Here is a 16,783-nt window from a genome sequence, read left to right on the forward strand (position 1 = left end):
GGGAGGGGCCGGCACGGCGCCGGTCCCCCCGCCCACCCCCCGCCGCCCGGTGCGGCGGCTCAGGGGACGTACACCGCGGGTCCGGGCCGCCCGGGCAGCCCGTCCACCGCGCCGCGCGAGACGAAGGTGGCGCCGCCGTCGGTCGAGACGTGGAGCAGGTCGCCGCCGAGGTAGAGCGCCGGGCCGCTCGCGGACACCGCGTCCAGCCAGGCCGGGCCGCCCGCCGCGGCGATGAACGTGGCGCCGCCGTCGGTGGAGCTGAACAGGCCGACGTTCGAGGCCACGTGGATCGCGCCGGAGGGCGCCACCGCCACCCCGCGCAGGGAGAGGGTGTAGCTGGCCGGCGCCACCAGCCCGGCCGCCGCGCCGCGCTCGGCGAAGGTGACGCCGCCGTCGGTGGAGACGAACACCGTGTCGCGCGCCGCCACCGCGACGGTGCCGCCGCGGGCGTCCACGCCGACGGTGTCGGAGAGGTAGCTCGTCGAGCCGGCCGGCGGCAGCCGCTGCGTGAAGTGCGCGCCGCCGTCGGTGGAGACCTGCAGCCAGGACATCTGCCCGAGGTACACGGTGCTCGCGTCGGGGGCCGCCACGCAGGCGGCCATGGCGGCGTTCGTGAGCGTCGCCGGCGGCGCGAAGGTGGCGCCGCCGTCGGAGGAGACCGAGAGCCCGAAGGTGGTGACCGCGTAGACTCGAGTGCCCGCCGCCGCGAGATCCTCGACGCCCGGGTTCCCGAGCCCGTCCGCCTTGGTGCGCAGCACGAAGGTGCGGAACCCGTCGGTGGAGACGGCCACGCCGCTGTCGAGCGCGGCGTACAGCGAGCCGCCGGCGGCGGCCACGTCGCGCACCCCGCCGGCGGGCAGCTCCGCGGAGCGGAAGGTCGCGCCCGCGTCGGTGGACAGGAAGAACCCGGGCGCGTAGCCGACGTACACGCGCGCGCCCTCGGCGTACACGGTGGAGGCGATGGCCGCGGTGCTGTCGGGCGCGACGAACCAGCGCGGCGCGAACGTCGCCCCGCCGTCCGCCGAGGCGCAGAACGCGTCGGTGGAGCCCGACCAGTAGCGCTGCCCGCTCACCACCCAGACGCCCTGGCCGGAGACCGCCACGTCCAGGATCGAGGTCTCGCCGGCCGGGCACGGGCGGGCGATGGACGTGGCCGAGGCGGGCGCGCCGGTCGCGTCGCGGCCCAGGATGGCGAGGCCGGCGGCGGTGGCGGCGTACACGCGGTCGGCGGTCACCGCGACGGCGCGGACGTCGGCGGAGGGGAGTGCGGGGACGGTGCCGGTGTCCAGCCGGGCGAACGTCGCGCCGCCGTCGGTGGAGCGGAGGAGGCCGGTCGAGGTCGCGGCGAACACGTCCCCGGTGCCGGCGTCGAGCACCACGTCGGCGACGGCCCGGTCCGCGACGGTCCACGCGAACGTGCGCGCCCGGTCGTGCGAGACCGCGAGGCCGAGCGACGTCGCGACGTACACGTCCTTGCCGGCGCCGGCGATCGCCGTCACCCGGGCGTCGTTGCCGTCCATGGTGCGCTGCAGGAGCGGCACGAACGTCGCGCCGCCGTCCACCGAGCGGAACACGCCCTCCTCCGTGCCGGCCAGGACCAGGCTGCCCTCGGCCCACACCGCCAGGCCCGGGAGCAGCCAGCCGTTCGTGGGGCTCACCAGCCGGGTGAGCGCCCAGGCAGCCCCGTCGTCGGAGCCGGCCACGCCGCGCTCGGTGGCGCGCCAGAGCCGGCCGGTGACCGGGTCGCGATGGAACGCGTACGTCCAGCCGGCGCCGCCCAGCGCGACGAACCGGGCCGGCACCGCCCCGGCGCCGCGGGCGAGCCCGCCGGTGGTCGCGACGTAGGTGAACCCGGTGGTGGACACGGAGTAGCGCTGCTGGCGCACCGCCTCGCGGTTGCCCGCCCGATCCACCGAGTAGTAGCGGAGCAGGGTCTCGCCCTCGCCCACCGCGATGGGGCCGGCGGCGGCGCCCTCCACCACGGTGCCGTTGCCCGGCGCCGGCGCGCTGCCGTCGGTCGTGTACACCACGCGCGCGCAGCCGGAGCCGCCCGCGTCCGCACAGGTGAGCGTGACCTGCTGCGGCGCCGCGTACACGCCGTCGGTCACGCTGGCGGTGGTGACCGGCTCGACGCAGTCCGGGTCGGTGGTGAAGGTCCAGGAGACCGCGGCGGGCAGCCCGTTGCCGGCGAGGTCGGTGACGCCCGGGTCGATCGTGGCGGTGTAGGTCGTGCCGCACTCGAGGCGGCGGTCGGGCGGGAAGCGCGCCGTCCGCGTGGCGGGGTCGTACGCGGCGCCGGTCGCCTGCGCGGGCGCGAGGGTGAGCCGGGCGGCGGTCACCGTCGCCGGGTCCATGTCCTCGTCGAACGCGGCCGCCGGCACCACGTCGAGCGGGACGCCGGTGGCGCCGTCGGGCGGGAACACCGAGGCGACGCCGGGCGGATCCACGTCGATGACGTAGGTGCCGGTGCCGGTGGCGCTCCGGTTCCCCTCCCCGTCGAGCGCGAAGAACGTCAGCGTCGCGGTCGCCTCGAGGCGGACCGGCCCGACGTACGTCTGCGGGGCGCCGCCGTTCACCGCGTACACCGTCTGCGCGCAGCCCGAGCCGCCGGGCTCGTCGGCGCAGGCGATCGTCACGTCCACCGGGTGGTTGAAGTGGCCGCCGGCCGGGTCGGCGGCGACCGCCGGCGCGACGGTGTCCGGCGCGCCGCGGGTGTCGAAGCCGAGCACCCAGCCGGCGAACGGCTCGCCCCGCGCGCCGCGCGCGGTGGGCAGGATGAAGACCGCGTAGGACGTCGAGAGCGCGAGCGGCGCCGCCGGCGTGAGCACCAGCGTGGCGGTGGCCGCGTCGTAGGCCGGCGTGAACGGCACCGGGGTCGTGCCGCGCCGGAAGGACAGGGCGCCGGCGAGGGTGGCGGTGTCCACGCAGGTGTTGAACCGGATCCGCACCGTCGCGTTCACCGAGACGCCGTCCGCGCCCTGCGCCGGCGCGGACTCCACCACCTGCAGCGAGCTCGCCGCGGGGAGCGCGCAGGACGAGCCGCCGGGGGCGCCGCCTCCGCCCCCGCCGCCGCCGGAGCAGCCGGCGAGCGCGAGGGCGGAGGCGAGGGCGACGGCGAGGGGGGGCAGGGCTGCGCGACGGTGCATGCGGATCCTCCGAGAAGGCGCGCAGTCTACACGCGCGGTGCAGGCGCGCGAGGGCCAGCGCGGGCACGCGGGTAGGCCGCTGTCGGGCACTTGGCCCGGCGCGACCGCGGGGTGCTAATGGGTGCGATGCCGATCCCCGCCCTCGCACTCGCCCTGGCCGCGGTCGCCGCCTCCGCCCCCGCCTCGCCGCCGGCGCTCCCCGCCGGCGAGGTCCCGCCCGCGCTGCGGCTGCCCGCCGGCGTGCGGCCCGTCCGCGGCGAGGTCTCGCTGACGCTCGATCCCGCCGCGGAGCGCTACCGCGGCCGGGTCCGCTACCCCGTGGTCCTCGACGCGCCGGCGCGCGTCGTCTGGCTGCACGCGGAGGGGCTGGAGATCGAGGAGGCGAAGGTGGGCGGCCGGCCGGCCCGGGCGGTCCTCGCCGAGGGCGGGCTGCTGGGCCTCGTCCCCGACGCCCCGCAGCCGCCGGGCGAGGCGGACGTGGAGATCGCGTTCGCCGGCACGGTGGACCGGGTGCGGAGCCGCGGGATCTACGCGGTGCCGGAGGCGGGGCGCTGGTACGCGTACACGTTCTTCGAGCCCGCCGACGCGCGGCGCGCCTTCCCCTGCTTCGACGAGCCCGGCTTCAAGATCCCCTGGCGCCTCTCGCTGACGGTGAAGGCGGGCGACCGGGCCATCGCGAACACGCCGGCCGCCCGCGAGGCGCCGGACGGCGGGGGCACGCGCGTCGAGTTCGCCGAGACGCGGCCGCTGCCCTCGTACCTGGTCGCGTTCGTGGTGGGCCCGTTCGACCTGGTGGACGGGGGCGCCGGGGGAGCGGCCCGCGTGCCGGTGCGCTTCGTGGTGCCGCGCGGGCGCGGCGGCGAGACCCGCTACGCGGCCTCGGTCACCGCGCGCATGCTCGACCTCATCGAGGCGGAGACCGGCGTGCCGTATCCCTACGAGAAGTGCGACGTGGCGGTGGTGCCGCGCTTCTGGGGCACCATGGAGCACCCCGGGATCGTGGCGCTGGGTCAGCCGCTCACGCTCGTCCCGCCGGCGGAGGAGACCCGAGAGCGGAAGCTCCGCTACGCCACCATCGCGATGCACGAGCTCGTGCACCACTGGTTCGGCGACCTCGTCACCATGGCCTGGTGGGACGACACCTGGCTGAACGAGTCGCTCACCAGCTTCCTCGACTCCGTGGTCGTCGATGCGCTCGAGCCGGCCTGGCGGCGCACCGCCCGCCGTCGCGCCGAGGGCCGCGCGTCGGCGCTCGAGGCGGACGTGCTCGCCGCGGCGAAGCGCCTGCGGGAGCCGGTCGGCTCGCGCGACGAGATCGAGGGCGCCTTCGACAACGCCATCACCTACGACAAGGGCGCCTCGGTGGCCGCCATGTACGAGCGGTACGTGGGGCGCGAGGCGTGGCGCGCGGTGCTGCGCGACCACCTGCTCGCGCACGCGCACCGCACCGCCACGACCGAGGACTTCCTCGCCACGCTGGCGTCCCGCTCGACCCCGGCCGTGGCCGCCTCGCTGCGCGGGTTCCTGGAGCGCCCGGGCGTGCCGCTCGTCCGCGCCTCGGTGCGCTGCGACGGGCGCGGCGCCGCGGCGGTGGTGCGCCAGGAGCGCTTCCTCGCGTCCGGCGCGCGCGATCCCGCGGCCGCGTGGTCGATCCCGCTCTGCGTGCGCGCCGGCGCCGGCGGGCGCGTGGAGACGGCGTGCGGCCTCGTCGGCGGCGAGGGGCCGGAGGGCGAGGTCCCGCTGCCGTTCTGCCCGGAGTGGCTCTGGCCCAACGCGGGCGGCACCGGCTACCACCTCACCGCGCTCGACCCCGCCGCGCTCCCCGGCCTGTGGCCCCGGCTCGCGCCGGCGGAGCGGCTCGCCGCCGCCACCGACGCGTCCCTGCTCGCGCGCCGCGGCGATCTCCCGCCCGAGGCGGCGCTCGGCCTGGTGGCGCCGCTCGCCGCGAGCGAGGACGGGCTTCAGGTGGAGGCCTCGCTGGAGCTGGCGCGGCTGGCGCAGCCGGAGTGGATGGAGCCGGCCGACCACGCGCGCTGGCGCGCGTTCGTGCGCGACACCTGGGGCCGGCGGGCGCGCGCGATCGGGTGGATGCCCCGGCGCGGCGAGCCCGACGACGCGACGGCGCTGCGGCGCCTGCTCCTGCCGCGGGTGGCGGGCGAGGGCGAGGACCCGGCGCTCGCCGCCGAGGCGGGGAAGCTGGCGCGGCGGTGGCTCGCCGATCGCCGGTCGGTGCCGGCCGAGGCGGCCTGGCCGGCGCTGGAGGTGGCGGCGCGCACCGGGGACGCGGCGCTGTTCGACCGCGTCCTCGCGGCGGCGCGCGGGGCGCGGGACCGGACCGACCGGGCGCGCCTGCTCGCGATCCTGGGGCGCTTCGAGCGGCCGGCGCTCCTCGACCGCGCGCTGGCGCTGGTCGCCTCCGGCGCGGAGGACCTGCGCGACACCGCCGCGATCCTGCGCGTGGCGCTGGCCGGGCGGGAGACGCGCTGGCGCGCCTGGGAGCTGTTGCGCACGCGGTGGGAGGCGATCGCGCCGCGGCTGCGGAGCGACGAGGGCTCGTGGCTGGTGGCGCAGGCCGCCGGGCTCGCCTGCGATCCCGGGCGCGCCGGCGAGGTGGCCGCGTTCCTGCGCCCGCGCGCCGAGGCGTTCGACGGGGCGCCGCGGGCGCTCGCCCGCGCGCTGGAGGACGCAGACGCCTGCCGCGCCGCCCGCGCCCGCAACGGGCCCGCGGTGGCGCGCTTCCTGGGGCGCTGACGCCGCCGGTCAGCCTCCGCCCGGCGCGTCGAGAGGGGCGCCCTCGGGCACGTGCTGCATGGCGGCGGAGTTCATGCAGTACCGCAGGCCGGTGGGCGGCGGGCCGTCGGGGAACACGTGGCCCAGGTGGCCGTCGCACCGGGCGCACCGCACCTCGGTGCGGCGCATGCCGTACGAGCGATCGTGCACCTCGACCACCGCCTCCTCCGACACCGGGCGGGTGAACGACGGCCAGCCGGTGCCGGACTCGAACTTCTCGCCGGAGCGGAACAGCGGGTTCCCGCAGCCGGCGCAGACGTAGGTCCCCGGCTCGTGCGTGCCCAGGAAGCAGCCGGTGCCGGGCGGCTCGGTGCCGTGGCCGCGCAGCACCTGGTACTGCTCCGGCGTGAGCCGGTCGCGCCACTCGGCGTCGGAGAGGATGAGCTTGTCCATGCGGGCCTCGCGGGCGGTGGAGCGTCCCATCGCGCCGCGGGTACGTAACCGCGCCGGGCTCCGCGCGCCCGGGGCGCAGGCGGTAAGGCTCCCGAGCTCCTGGGACCCTCAGGCCGCGGCACCCCCCAGCCGGAAGCCGCCGAGCAGCTCCGCCAGCTCGCCCGAGCGGGACGACAGCTCCGCCGCCGCCGCCGAGGACTGCTCGGCGCTGGCGGCGTTCTGCTGCGTCACCCGGTCGATCTCCGCCACCGCGCCGGTGATCCGCTCGACCCCGCCGGCCTGCTCGCGCGCCGCGGCGCTGATCCCGGCGGCGAGCGCGGCGAGCCGATCCGAGCCGGCGCGGATCACCTCCAGCCGCTCCGCGACCGCGCGGGTGATGGCGTCGCCGTCCGCCGCCTGGCGCACCGACTCGTGGATGAGCGCCTCGGTGCGCGAGGCCGCCGCCTTCGAGCGGAGCGCGAGCGACCGCACCTCCTCGGCCACCACCGCGAACCCGCGGCCGGCGTCGCCGGCGCGGGCCGCCTCCACCGCCGCGTTCAGCGCGAGCAGGTTGGTCTGGAACGCGATCTCGTCGATGTCCTTGATGATCTGCGCGGTCTGCTCGGCCGCCCCGCGCACCTGCGCCATGGTCGCGGTCATGCGCGACACCGTGGCGGCGCCCTCGGCCGCGGCGTCGCGCGCGGCGGCGGTGAGGCCGTCGGCGGCGGAGGCGTGCTCGGAGGTGGCGCGCGCCTGCCCGGCCACCGCCTCCAGCGTCGCGCCGGTGCGGCCGATGGCGGAGGCCTGCTCGGCGGCGCCGCCGGCCACGGCCTCGCTGGTGGAGGCGATCTGGGCCGCGGCCGCCGAGATCCGGCCCACGGCCTCGACCACCTGGCCGAGCGCCGCGTCGAGCGCGCCGGCGGTGCCGTTCACCACCTGCTGGAGCCGCGCGTGGTCGCCCTGGTAGCGCCCGCCCATGCGCGCACGCAGGTCGCGCGCGGCGAGCCGCGCCAGCACGTCGCTCGCCTCGCGCACCGGCGCCGAGACCGCGTCCAGGATCTCGTTCACCCCGGCGAGCACGCGGCGGTAGTCCCCCTCGCAGCGCGCCGGGTCGCCGCGGCGGCCGAGGTCGCCGGCGCGGCCGGCCTCGATGGCGACGTCCACCTCGCCAACCAGCGCGCGGATGGCCGCGGTGCAGGCGTTCACGCTCCGGCGGAGCGTGTCGAACTCGCCGCGATAGGTCTCCTCGATCGGCGCCGGCGCCTCCCCGCGCGCCAGCCGCTCGAGCGCGCCGGCCGCGGCCCGGAGCGGCGCCACCACCGCGTCGAGCAGGGCGTTCATGCCCCGCACCAGCTCGCCGTTCTGGCCGGGGTAGCGCGACGGGTCGGCGCGCACGTCGAGGCGCCCCTCCGCCGCGGCGCGCAGGAGCAGCGCCAGGTCGGCGTTGCGCAGGCGCACCACCTCGAGCAGCGCGTTCACCCCGCGCTTCAGGTCGAGGAAGCGGCCCTGCACCGGCAGCTCGACGTCGGGCGGCACCTCGCCGGCCGCGAGCCGCACCACCCGATCCGTGGCGACCTCGATCGGCCGGATCACCGTGTCGAGGAGCAGGTTGATCCGGCCGATCATGGCGCCGTTGTACCCGTGGTAGCGCGTGACGTCGGCCCGCACGTCCAGCCGCCCGGCGGTGGCCGCCTCCACCAGGCGCCGGATGTCCTCGTTGCGCTGCTCGACCACCTCGATGACCGCGTTCACCGCGCAGCGCAGGCGGTCGAAGTCGCCCTCGAACGGCGCGGTCATGCGCGCGGGGAGGTCGCCGCGCGAGATGCGCTCCACCGCCTCCGCGGTGGCGGCGAACGGGGCGGAGAACGCGTCCAGCGTCTCGTTCAGGGTCCGGATGACGAGCTGGAACTCCGGATCGATGCGCCCCTCGGCGCCGCGCACCGTGAGCGTCCCGGCGCGCACCGCGTCGCGCACGCGCACGGACTCGGTGCGCATGGCGCGGAGGGCGTCGCCGACCACGCGCGAGACGAACAGCCCACCCCCGGCGATCACCGCCGCCACCGCCGCCGGGGCGCCGAGCGCCAGGGCGGCGCCGCCAGGCAGGCTCCCCCGTGCGGCGAGCCAGCCCGCGAGGCCGGCCGCGAGCGTGGCGCCCGCGGCGAGCAGGGAGGAGCCGAGGATCTTCGTCGAGACCGGGAGCGAGCGGAGCATCGTCGGGACTCCGGCGAGGGGGCGCGGTGCTGCGGAGCCGCCGCAGCACCCCGCGTGCCAGCCTGCCGCGAGCGCGCCGAACGCCCGGACCGCGGCCGCTTGCGCACCGGGGCCGCCCGGCGCCGTCCCGCGTCCCGGGTCGAGTGGCGCGCGCCCCAGGGTGGACGCGCTGGGGCCGCGGAGACGGATGGGGGCGCCTGCGCGTCAAGGTGTTGACGCGCTTCGCGAGCCATCGGCGGCGAGGCCCGCCCGGTCGCCCGAGGCGGGTCGAGGGTGGGCGCGGCGCCCACCGCGTTTCAGGTTGCCCGGGAGGCTTTCAATCGGAAAGCGCGCGGTGCCGCGCACGTCGGAATTCCTGCGCAATTGCATGTCAATTGAGCGCTCGGTGCGTGGCATGGCCCATGTAACCCCGGGCGGGCATGCCGTTCCGCCCGAATGCACGAAGCCGCGCCTCGCGCGCCCTGGAGTGGACCTTCGCGGCCCTGCTGCTGGGGGCATCCGCCGCGATCCTCGTGGCCGCGGGCGTGAGCCGCGCGGACGCTCACTATCAGTGGACAAGGCCGGCGGGAGATCCCGCGCGCGGCGCGGTCACCCCGGCCGCCGTGTGGGAGCGGCTCCGGACGGTGCTCGATCCCGAGCTCGGCATCGACGTGGTGGACCTGGGCCTCGTCTACGACGTCACGGTGCCGCGCGACGGCCGGGTGGCCGTGGTGATGACGCTCACCTCCGCGGGCTGCCCGTTCTCGAAGCAGATGATCGAGGACGTGCGCCGCGCGATCTTCCAGCACCCGGCGGTGCGCGAGGTGGCGCTCACCGTCACCCGGGACCCGCCCTGGAGCTGGGACCGCGTGAGCCTGGAGGCCCGGAAGCGGATCGTGGAGGGATCGCACGCGGGGGCGCATCGATGACCCTGCTCGGCCCGCTCTCCAGCGGCTTCCTGCTCGGGCTGGGCACGGGTCCGCTCTGCTTCATCGGGTGCATCCCGCTGGCGCTGCCCTTCGCGCTGCCGGAGGCGGGGGCCGGGCCGCGGCGCGGCGCCTGGGGGTTCCTGGCGAAGTTCCTGGCCGGCCGCCTGGTCGCGTACTCGACGGTCGGCGTGCTCACCGGCCTCGCGTCGTCGATGGCCGGGCCCGTGCAGCGCCGGGTGGTGACGGTGGCCTGGCTGGCGCTGAGCGTGGTGCTGATCGTGCACGGCCTCGGGCGCGGCCTGCCGCACCGCGGGGCGTGCGGCGCGGTCGCGCGCGTGGCGCGGTCGCGCGCGTTCCCCTTCCTGCTCGGGCTCGCCGCCGCGCTGTCGGTCTGCCCCCCGTTCCTGCTCGCGGTGGCCTACGCGATGGATCGCTCGGGGCAGGTGGTGGGCGGGCTCGCCTTCTTCCTCGCCTTCTTCGCCGCCACCACCCTCTACGTCGTGCCCGTCGCGCTGCTCGGCTACCTGCCGCGGCGCGACCTGTGGCAGCGCGTGGGGCGCGGCGCGTCGGTCATCGCGGGGATCGCGCTGCTGGTGCAGGGAGTGCGGGAGCTACTGGCGTAGGAGCCCGGGCCTCCGCGCCAGCGCGTGAACGCCCGGAACGCAGCACGACCATCGATCGACTGGGAGGCGAACGGCATCCATGACCAACCATCACCGGCACGAACCAACGAGGGGTCGCGCGCCATGACCAAGACGGACCGTTACGTCCTGTGGGGCATCGGCGCCGCGTGGGTCCTCGACCTCGCGGTCTTCATCCTGTCCGACTACCACATCTACGCCTTCCTGCTGCTGTTCGTGGTCGCGGCGGTCGGGCTCGCCTGGTGGGGGCTGCGCTTCCCGGTCACCGCGAAGCTGCGGAGGAACGCGGCGCTCTCCGTGAGCGGCTTCTGGACGGTGGCCCTGGTGCTGCTGTTCGGGCCCTGGCCGGTTCCGGACAAGCCCGACTACATCGTGGGCGAGGTCCACCGCTTCAGCGAGATGGAGCACGGCTTCGCCCGCGGCCTGACCGGAGTCACGGGTCCGAACATCGCGGCGGGCGGCCTCGTGTACGGCGACCCGGCCGATCAGGGCCACATGATGTCGGAGTGGGGCTGGCCGCCGAACTTCATCAGCGGCAACCCCGTGTCGCGTGCGCTGTTCGGCGGCACCATCCTCATGGAGCGTCTCCGCGGCGCGACCACCATCGGCGGCGAGCCAGCGAACCCGCTCCGGTACAGCTGGTCGAACTTCGAGGGCGAGAAGCGGGACAAGAAGCTCGGCTGGAACAGCGGCGACTACCTGTTCGGCGAGGTCGCCAAGGTCATGGGCACGCAGAAGGCGAGCTACACGCCTCGCGAGAACGCCCTCATGATCAAGTCGCTCGCGGCCTGGCTCGGCTCCCCGAAGATCGCCATCGCCGCGGTGGACCCGCGCTGGTTCTACTCGCACGACCTCAGCACCTGGGGCACGCCGCTGCCGCTGAAGGACGCGAAGGACCTGAAGTACGTCATCCAGCTCTTCACCGACCAGGACTGGACCCGCGTGCACAACGACTCGGGCACCTCCTGGTGGTCGGTGTCGAACAGCGGCCAGGCCTACTCCACCAGCGCCTGGATCGGCATCCGCATGGCGCAGGTGCTCCGGGACATGGGGTACACCGCCCGCGTCGGGTTCGGCGGCATGAACTACGAGAACATCGAGACCACCGTCTCGGTGTACAGCGGCATCGGCGAGTACGGCCGCCTCTCCGACGCGGTGGTTCCCACCGCCGGCGGTCTCCGCTTCAAGTCCGCCACCATCTTCACCGACTTTCCGATGGACGTCGGCGAGCCGAACGTCGGCTGGGGCATCACCCGCATGTGCGCGAACTGCGATCGCTGCGCCCGAGCGTGCCCGGTGAACGCCGTGCCGATGGGCGAGCCGACGGTCGAGAACGGCGTGAACATGTGGCAGGTGGACAAGGACAAGTGCACCCGGTTCCGGACCGGGAACCTGAACGGCAACATGTGCGGCGCCTGCCTGGCGGTGTGCCCGTACAACAAGCCCGACACACCGTTCCACCGCGTCGGGAACTACATCATCCGGCACAGCCCGATCGCCACCTACCTGTTCGGCAACATCCACGGCGTCGGCCTCGAGGACTGGCTCGACTTCGAGTACAGCTCCGAGGCCGGCCCCTACAACGTGAGCCGTCCGGCCCGCTGGATCCAGGAGGACCCCGGCTGGAAGGCCAAGTTCCCCTACCAGGTCGGCCAGTACATCTACACCGAGCGTGACCGCTCCAAGAACGAGGAGTGGGCGTCCGGGGTGGACCCGAAGATGGGGAAGGTCGGGCTCAGCTACAAGGGCACGACCTGGGGGAAGATCCCCGATCGCCTGGTGGACGCCAACGGCCGCAACCGCAACGTCCACTGGGACTACGAGGCGGGCGAGCTCCCGCCCAACCTGCCGCTGCCCGGGAAGCTGCTGACGCCGGAGGAGGCGACCCGCCTGCTGCTGGAGGGCAAGGCGTTCTCCGGCGCCTCCTACACGCCGGACGCCGAGGTCTTCCCGCCGCGCGATCCCAAGTACGAGAAGCAGAAGCTGTCCTACGAGCAGGCCGCCCGCATGTGGGCCGAGGAGAAGTGACATGGACCGGCTCAAGCAGCTCAAGATCCAGATCTCGCTGCAGTGGTACGAGCTGATCCTCATCGGCGTCACCGCGGGCCTGCTCGCCTTCGGCGTATGGGCGCTGATCGACACGCTCCTCATCTCGTCGCCGGTCGCGGCCTGGCGCTTCCTCGCGCTGTTCGTCATCTGGTCGCTGCCGGGCATCGCGGTCCTCGCGTTCGTCCGGCCGCGCACCGCCGCCGAGGCGGCGCAGGAGCAGCCCACCCCGTAACCCCCACCCCCTGGACCCGGGGCCGGGCCGGACGGCCCGGTCCCGGGGGAGGGGACTGGAGCACCGCGTGCGCTGGAAGGCTCGAGAGCTGGGATGCGTCGCGCTCGCCGCGGCGGGGGCGGTGGCCTGGGCAGCGATGGCCTCGGCGGCCCTGGTCGAGCGGGAGTGGCGCGCCACCTGGATCTCCGTCGGCGCGGCGCTCGCCTGCGCGGCGGTCGCGACGGGGCTGGTGGTGGCGCGCCGCCGCGGCGCGCTGGACGGGGCGGTGCCGCGCCGCGTGCTGCGCGCCGCGCTCGCGTCGGCGGTGGCGCTGGCGCTCGCGCTGGTGCTCCCGTCCGATCGCAGCTTCCCGGACAAGCGGGTGGGCGCCGCCACGCCGACGACCGAATACGACGCGTCCACGCAGCCCGGCAACGACGTCCTCGGCAAGGTCGAGCGGACGAGGGGCGGCGGGAGCGAGGACGAGCTCACCTTCACGGTGTACGACGTGTGCTCCGGCAAGGTCGCCCACCGCGCCGCGCGCGACGGCGCGCCGGCGCCGGTCGCGGTGGAGGTCACCGAGCCGGCCGTGCTGGCCGCGCAGATCAAGGACGAGGCCCGCGCGCTCGGCGCGCAGGTGACCGGGATCACCGCGCTCCACCCGCAGTTCGTGTTCCGCAAGGACAACGACGGCCGGCCCGTCGAGCTCCGCCACCGCTTCGCCATCGTCATCGGCACCGGCCTCGACTACCGGCTCGCGAGCCCGTCCGCGCCGCTGCCCTGGCGCGACTACTACAGCGCCATCCCGGAGGAGGTGGCGGCGGTCCTCTCCGGTCGCAGCGACGACCCCGCCGTTCCCATCCCTGCGGAGGTGATCCAGGAGTACCGCGACACGCTCGAGTTCTACGCGGAGGGCGGCCGGATCGCGGTGCACCTGGCGAAGGCCATCCGCAGCCTGGGCTACCCGGCGCGCGCGCACTTCGGCCGGTGGTCCGAGGTGCAGGTGGTCCCGCTCGCGATCGAAGCCGGGCTGGGGGAGGTGGGCAAGAACGGGATGCTCATCAACGACCGCTTCGGGCCGCGCGGCAGCTTCGCGGTGGTGACGACCGACATCCCGCTCGCCGTGGACCGGCAGCGCGATCTCGGGGTGCAGGAGTTCTGCCGCGTCTGCAACAAGTGCGCGGACGCCTGTCCGGTGAACGCGGTCCCGCGCGGCGACGCGGGCGCGCCGGCGGGCGGCGTCTCGCGCTGGCAGGTGGACGGCCCGAAGTGCTGGACGTACCTCAAGCTGAACCCGAAGTGCATGGCGTGCACCGGGGCCTGCCCCTTCAACAAGAAGGACCTGCTGGCGCACCGCTGGGCGCAGGCGCTCATCGCGCGCAAGTCGGTCGTCGCCAACCACCTCCTGGTGTGGCTCGACGACCTGCTCGGCTACGGCAGGGCCGCGCTCCGGCTGCGCGACGAGGCGCGCAGGGCGCTGGGCGAGCCCGCCGCGGCGCCGCCCCAGGCGCCGGATCGGCCGCAGGCGGGCGGCGGCGCCTCGGCGCCGGAGGCGCGGTCGTGAAGGCGGGCCCCTCCGCCGGAGCGGTGAGGGCGTGGCTCGCGCTGGGCGCGGCGGGCCTGCTCGTCGGTGCGCTGTTCAACGTGGCGTTCCAGGCCGCGCCCTGGAGCCCCGGGGGCCTGTCCGGCGGCCTGATCGCGGCCGCGCTGCTGTGGGTGCTGTCATGATCGAGCTCGTCACCACGCTGCTGCTCGCCGTGGGCGTCTACGCGCTGCTGCGGCGCCCCGACGGCCACGGCTGCGGCGGCGACTGCGGCCGGTGCGGGGGCGAGCCAGGGTGCGCGCCGCTCGTCCAGCTCGAGCGACCCCGCGGGGGGGAACGTCGATGACCTGGGCCGGCCCGGCTGCGCTGGCGGTGTTCGTGGGCGGGGTGGTCGCCTCGCTGCGCGGCTGGATCCCGCAGCGCGTGATCACGCTGCAGGCGCTCCTGCTCGCCATCGCCGGGATCGCGCTCGGGCTCACCGCGCTCGCCGGCCAGCCCATCCCCTGGCCACAGCTCCTCGCGTCGGCGAACGTGCACCCGGTCACCAGCGTCATCGCGGGCTTCCTGCTCGCGGGTGCGCTGCACGCCGCCGGCGCGTTCGACGCCGCGGCGCGGCTGCTCGCGCGCCTCACGCGCACGCGGCTCGGAGCGCCCTTCGTGATCCTGCTGGTGGTGAACCTGCCCACCATCCTCGCCATGCCCTGCGGCCGCATCCTGGTGTCGCCGCTCATGCCGCTCGCGCTCATGCTGGGGTGGGCGCTCGCCCGCGAGCGCCGCGAGCCGGTGCTGGTGGCGGTGACGGTGTTCGGCCTGGTCGTGAACGCGGCGGCCTCGTGCGGCCCCTCGGTGATCGGCGGGATCGGGATGCTGGGCGAGGGCATGGGGCGCTATCCGCCCGGCTCCTTCTCCAACCCTGCGCAGATCGCGATCCTGGTGATCACCGTCGCCACCATGGCGCTGATCCGGTGGGGCTTCGGCGGGACGCTCCGGATGCGCGCCACGCCCCCGGCGCCCGTCGAGCGGCCGGTGCCGGAGCACGGGTACCTCGCGCTGGCGATGTTCGTGGCGGTGCTGCTCCTCGTCGTGCTGGTGCGCCCGCCGGTCCCGCTGCAGGTGACCCTGACGCTCGGGACGGCGTGCGTGATGCTGGTGGCCCGGCTCGGCCTCGACGACCTCCTGGGCGGCGTGATGCTCCACCCGCTCTCCGCCATGCTGGCCGGGTTCCTGGTGGCGGGCGCGCTCTCGGTCGCGGGGGCGTTCGACGCGCTGCTCGTGCTGCTGGTGTGGGCGGCGGAGCACACCTGGCTCGGCTACGTCGGGGTGAGCGTCGTGCTGGCCTACGTGCCGGTGATGCTGGCGATGCCGTGCGGCCGGATCGTCTCGCTCGCGCTCATCCCCGGCGTGCTCCTGTTCGGCGTCCGCCTGGCGGGCGTGACCGGCCTCGAGCGCGCCACGCCGACGCTGCTCTCCGCCTTCATCCTGGCCGGCGCGGCCTCCTGCGGCCCCTCCGCCATCGGCGGCATCGGCAGCATCGGCGAGGGGCGGCTGCGCATCCGCGACGCCTGGTCCGGCCAGCCGCAGGCGCTCGGGATCTTCCTGGGCGTCCCGGTCACCGCCCTGCTCGTCTCGCGGCTGCCGCTCGCCTCGGTGGCGCTCGACGTCCGCTACTTCCCGGTGGCGCTCGCGCTCGGCGCGCTCGCGGGCGCGGTGGTGAACCTCGTGTACGGCTACCGCGTGCACCACCTCGGCGGCCTGCTGGGCGGCCTCGTCACCGGCGCGCTCCTGGTGATCCTGTGAGGCGCGCCCTCGTCGCCGTGAACGCGCTCGCGGTCGGCCTCACGCTCGCGTACCTGGGCTGGCTGCTCGGCGACGCCCTTCGCGCCGGCCAGCCGTGGGCGGTCACCTGCTACGACTGCAAGGCGTGCACGGCGCGGTGCGTGCTCGGGCTCGACCCGCAGGGCTTCGTGTCGGCGGCGCTGGCCGGGAGCGGCGACGTGTACATGTACGCGACGAACGTGCGGCTCCGCGCGCGCCACGCGCTGGAGATCGACCCGGGGATGCTGGTGACGGTCGGGGACCGGCACCCGACCGCGCGAGAGGCGGCGGCCGAACTGGGGCCGGACGCGGAGGTGGTCACCTTCAGGATGCGGGCGCGCGACGCGGCCCGCGCGTGCTTCCGCTGCGGCGCCTGCGAGAAGGGCTGCGGGCTGCGGCTCCCCCTGCTCCGCGTCATCACGCAGCTCCGCGGCGACGCGAGCAACGAATGGGCGTCCCATGCTCCGTAGCCCCGTCTTCCTGTCCGCCCTGACGTTCCTGGCCGTCGCGCTCGGCGTGCGCGCCGCGCAGGCGCCGTGGAGGGAGCAGTTCCCCGGCTCCTATCCGCGGGTGGTGGCGCCGGCGGAGGCGAGGTTCGAGTTCCTGCCGGACGAGCTCCGGATCCACCTGTCCGACCAGACGCGCAGCGGCCGGATCATCGTGTTCGCGCACGTGGAGGGCGGCAGCCTGCTCGGCCTGCTGAAGCCGATCGTGGACGGGACCGTCACGGTGCGCCGAGGCGACCTCGCGGACTACGCGCTCGCGATCCACGGCGGGGAGATCGGGGAGCACCGGCTCCTCAAGGCCATGGACCGGTACGTCGAGCGGGAGGACATGCTCGAGCGGATCCTCGAGGCGCGCGCGAAGGGCCTGCGCTTCGGGGTCCAGCGCTGCCTCTACCCGATCTGCAACCGCTGCCTGGACGGCTGCAAGAGCGTGATGCGCCGCGACTACCCCATCTCCATGCGCGTGGGGGAGCGCGGGAACGTCGAGCCGGGGTTCGCGAAGGGCAGCTGTCCGCGGTGCGGGAAGTGCTTCGTGTGGTGTCCGTCTGGCGTGCTCCGGGACAGCGGGTCCCTCACCAACTAGGAGACGCG

Annotated in this window: 14 protein-coding genes; 11 read left to right on the forward strand and 3 right to left on the reverse strand. The window is 75.7% G+C overall.

Going from position 1 to position 16,783, the window contains the following annotated elements; translation table 11 throughout:
- Nucleotides 1–59: 59 nt before the first annotated feature.
- Nucleotides 60–3,146 (reverse strand): Ig-like domain-containing protein, encoded by a 3,087-nt coding sequence (locus tag ADEH_RS01660; RefSeq protein ID WP_041453258.1) that lies wholly within the window; start codon nucleotides 3,144–3,146, stop codon nucleotides 60–62.
- Nucleotides 3,147–3,272: 126 nt separating this feature from the next.
- On the opposite strand from ADEH_RS01660, the gene ADEH_RS01665 reads away from it, so the two are divergent.
- Complete coding sequence (locus ADEH_RS01665) at nucleotides 3,273–5,897, forward strand: M1 family metallopeptidase (protein WP_011419383.1); 2,625 nt, start codon at nucleotides 3,273–3,275, stop codon at nucleotides 5,895–5,897.
- Between the two features lie 9 nt (nucleotides 5,898–5,906).
- Here ADEH_RS01665 and msrB read toward each other — a convergent pair whose 3' ends face one another.
- Together msrB and ADEH_RS01675 are read right to left on the reverse strand one after the other, a co-directional pair.
- Nucleotides 5,907–6,329, reverse strand: coding sequence for a peptide-methionine (R)-S-oxide reductase MsrB (gene msrB, locus ADEH_RS01670; protein ID WP_041453793.1), 423 nt, complete (start codon nucleotides 6,327–6,329; stop codon nucleotides 5,907–5,909).
- 108 nt (nucleotides 6,330–6,437) lie between these two features.
- Entirely contained in the window at nucleotides 6,438–8,519 is a 2,082-nt protein-coding gene (locus ADEH_RS01675) for a methyl-accepting chemotaxis protein (protein ID WP_011419385.1), read from the reverse strand.
- Between the two features lie 419 nt (nucleotides 8,520–8,938).
- Here ADEH_RS01675 and ADEH_RS22525 point away from each other — a divergent pair, with 419 nt between their 5' ends.
- From ADEH_RS22525 to ADEH_RS01715, 10 genes are all read left to right on the forward strand, one after another.
- Complete coding sequence (locus ADEH_RS22525; protein WP_011419386.1) at nucleotides 8,939–9,427, forward strand: metal-sulfur cluster assembly factor; 489 nt, start codon at nucleotides 8,939–8,941, stop codon at nucleotides 9,425–9,427.
- Nucleotides 9,424–10,050, forward strand: coding sequence for a sulfite exporter TauE/SafE family protein (locus ADEH_RS01685; RefSeq protein ID WP_011419387.1), 627 nt, complete (start codon nucleotides 9,424–9,426; stop codon nucleotides 10,048–10,050). Before ADEH_RS22525 ends, ADEH_RS01685 begins: the two co-directional genes overlap by 4 nt.
- Before the next feature lie 123 nt (nucleotides 10,051–10,173).
- Nucleotides 10,174–12,096, forward strand: coding sequence for a 4Fe-4S dicluster domain-containing protein (locus ADEH_RS01690; RefSeq protein WP_011419388.1), 1,923 nt, complete (start codon nucleotides 10,174–10,176; stop codon nucleotides 12,094–12,096).
- A 1-nt stretch (nucleotide 12,097) separates the two neighbouring features.
- Entirely contained in the window at nucleotides 12,098–12,349 is a 252-nt protein-coding gene (locus ADEH_RS01695; protein ID WP_011419389.1) for a hypothetical protein, read from the forward strand.
- 67 nt (nucleotides 12,350–12,416) lie between these two features.
- Nucleotides 12,417–13,892 carry a 4Fe-4S dicluster domain-containing protein gene (locus ADEH_RS01700; RefSeq protein WP_011419390.1) on the forward strand — a complete coding sequence of 492 codons (1,476 nt, stop codon included), beginning with the start codon at nucleotides 12,417–12,419 and terminating at the stop codon, nucleotides 13,890–13,892.
- Complete coding sequence (locus ADEH_RS23245; protein WP_198133808.1) at nucleotides 13,889–14,056, forward strand: hypothetical protein; 168 nt, start codon at nucleotides 13,889–13,891, stop codon at nucleotides 14,054–14,056. The genes ADEH_RS01700 and ADEH_RS23245 overlap by 4 nt, the downstream gene beginning before the upstream one ends.
- A complete protein-coding gene (locus ADEH_RS23250) occupies nucleotides 14,053–14,217 on the forward strand; it encodes a hypothetical protein (RefSeq protein ID WP_198133809.1) in 165 nt (54 codons plus the stop codon). The genes ADEH_RS23245 and ADEH_RS23250 overlap by 4 nt, the downstream gene beginning before the upstream one ends.
- Nucleotides 14,214–15,668 (forward strand): hypothetical protein, encoded by a 1,455-nt coding sequence (locus ADEH_RS01705; RefSeq protein ID WP_011419391.1) that lies wholly within the window; start codon nucleotides 14,214–14,216, stop codon nucleotides 15,666–15,668. The genes ADEH_RS23250 and ADEH_RS01705 overlap by 4 nt, the downstream gene beginning before the upstream one ends.
- Nucleotides 15,665–16,156, forward strand: coding sequence for a hypothetical protein (locus ADEH_RS01710; protein ID WP_011419392.1), 492 nt, complete (start codon nucleotides 15,665–15,667; stop codon nucleotides 16,154–16,156). Before ADEH_RS01705 ends, ADEH_RS01710 begins: the two co-directional genes overlap by 4 nt.
- Nucleotides 16,146–16,775 carry a hypothetical protein gene (locus tag ADEH_RS01715; RefSeq protein ID WP_011419393.1) on the forward strand — a complete coding sequence of 210 codons (630 nt, stop codon included), beginning with the start codon at nucleotides 16,146–16,148 and terminating at the stop codon, nucleotides 16,773–16,775. Before ADEH_RS01710 ends, ADEH_RS01715 begins: the two co-directional genes overlap by 11 nt.
- The last annotated feature ends 8 nt before the right edge of the window (nucleotides 16,776–16,783 follow it).

This window comes from Anaeromyxobacter dehalogenans 2CP-C, assembly GCF_000013385.1.
Classification (GTDB): domain Bacteria; phylum Myxococcota; class Myxococcia; order Myxococcales; family Anaeromyxobacteraceae; genus Anaeromyxobacter; species Anaeromyxobacter dehalogenans_B.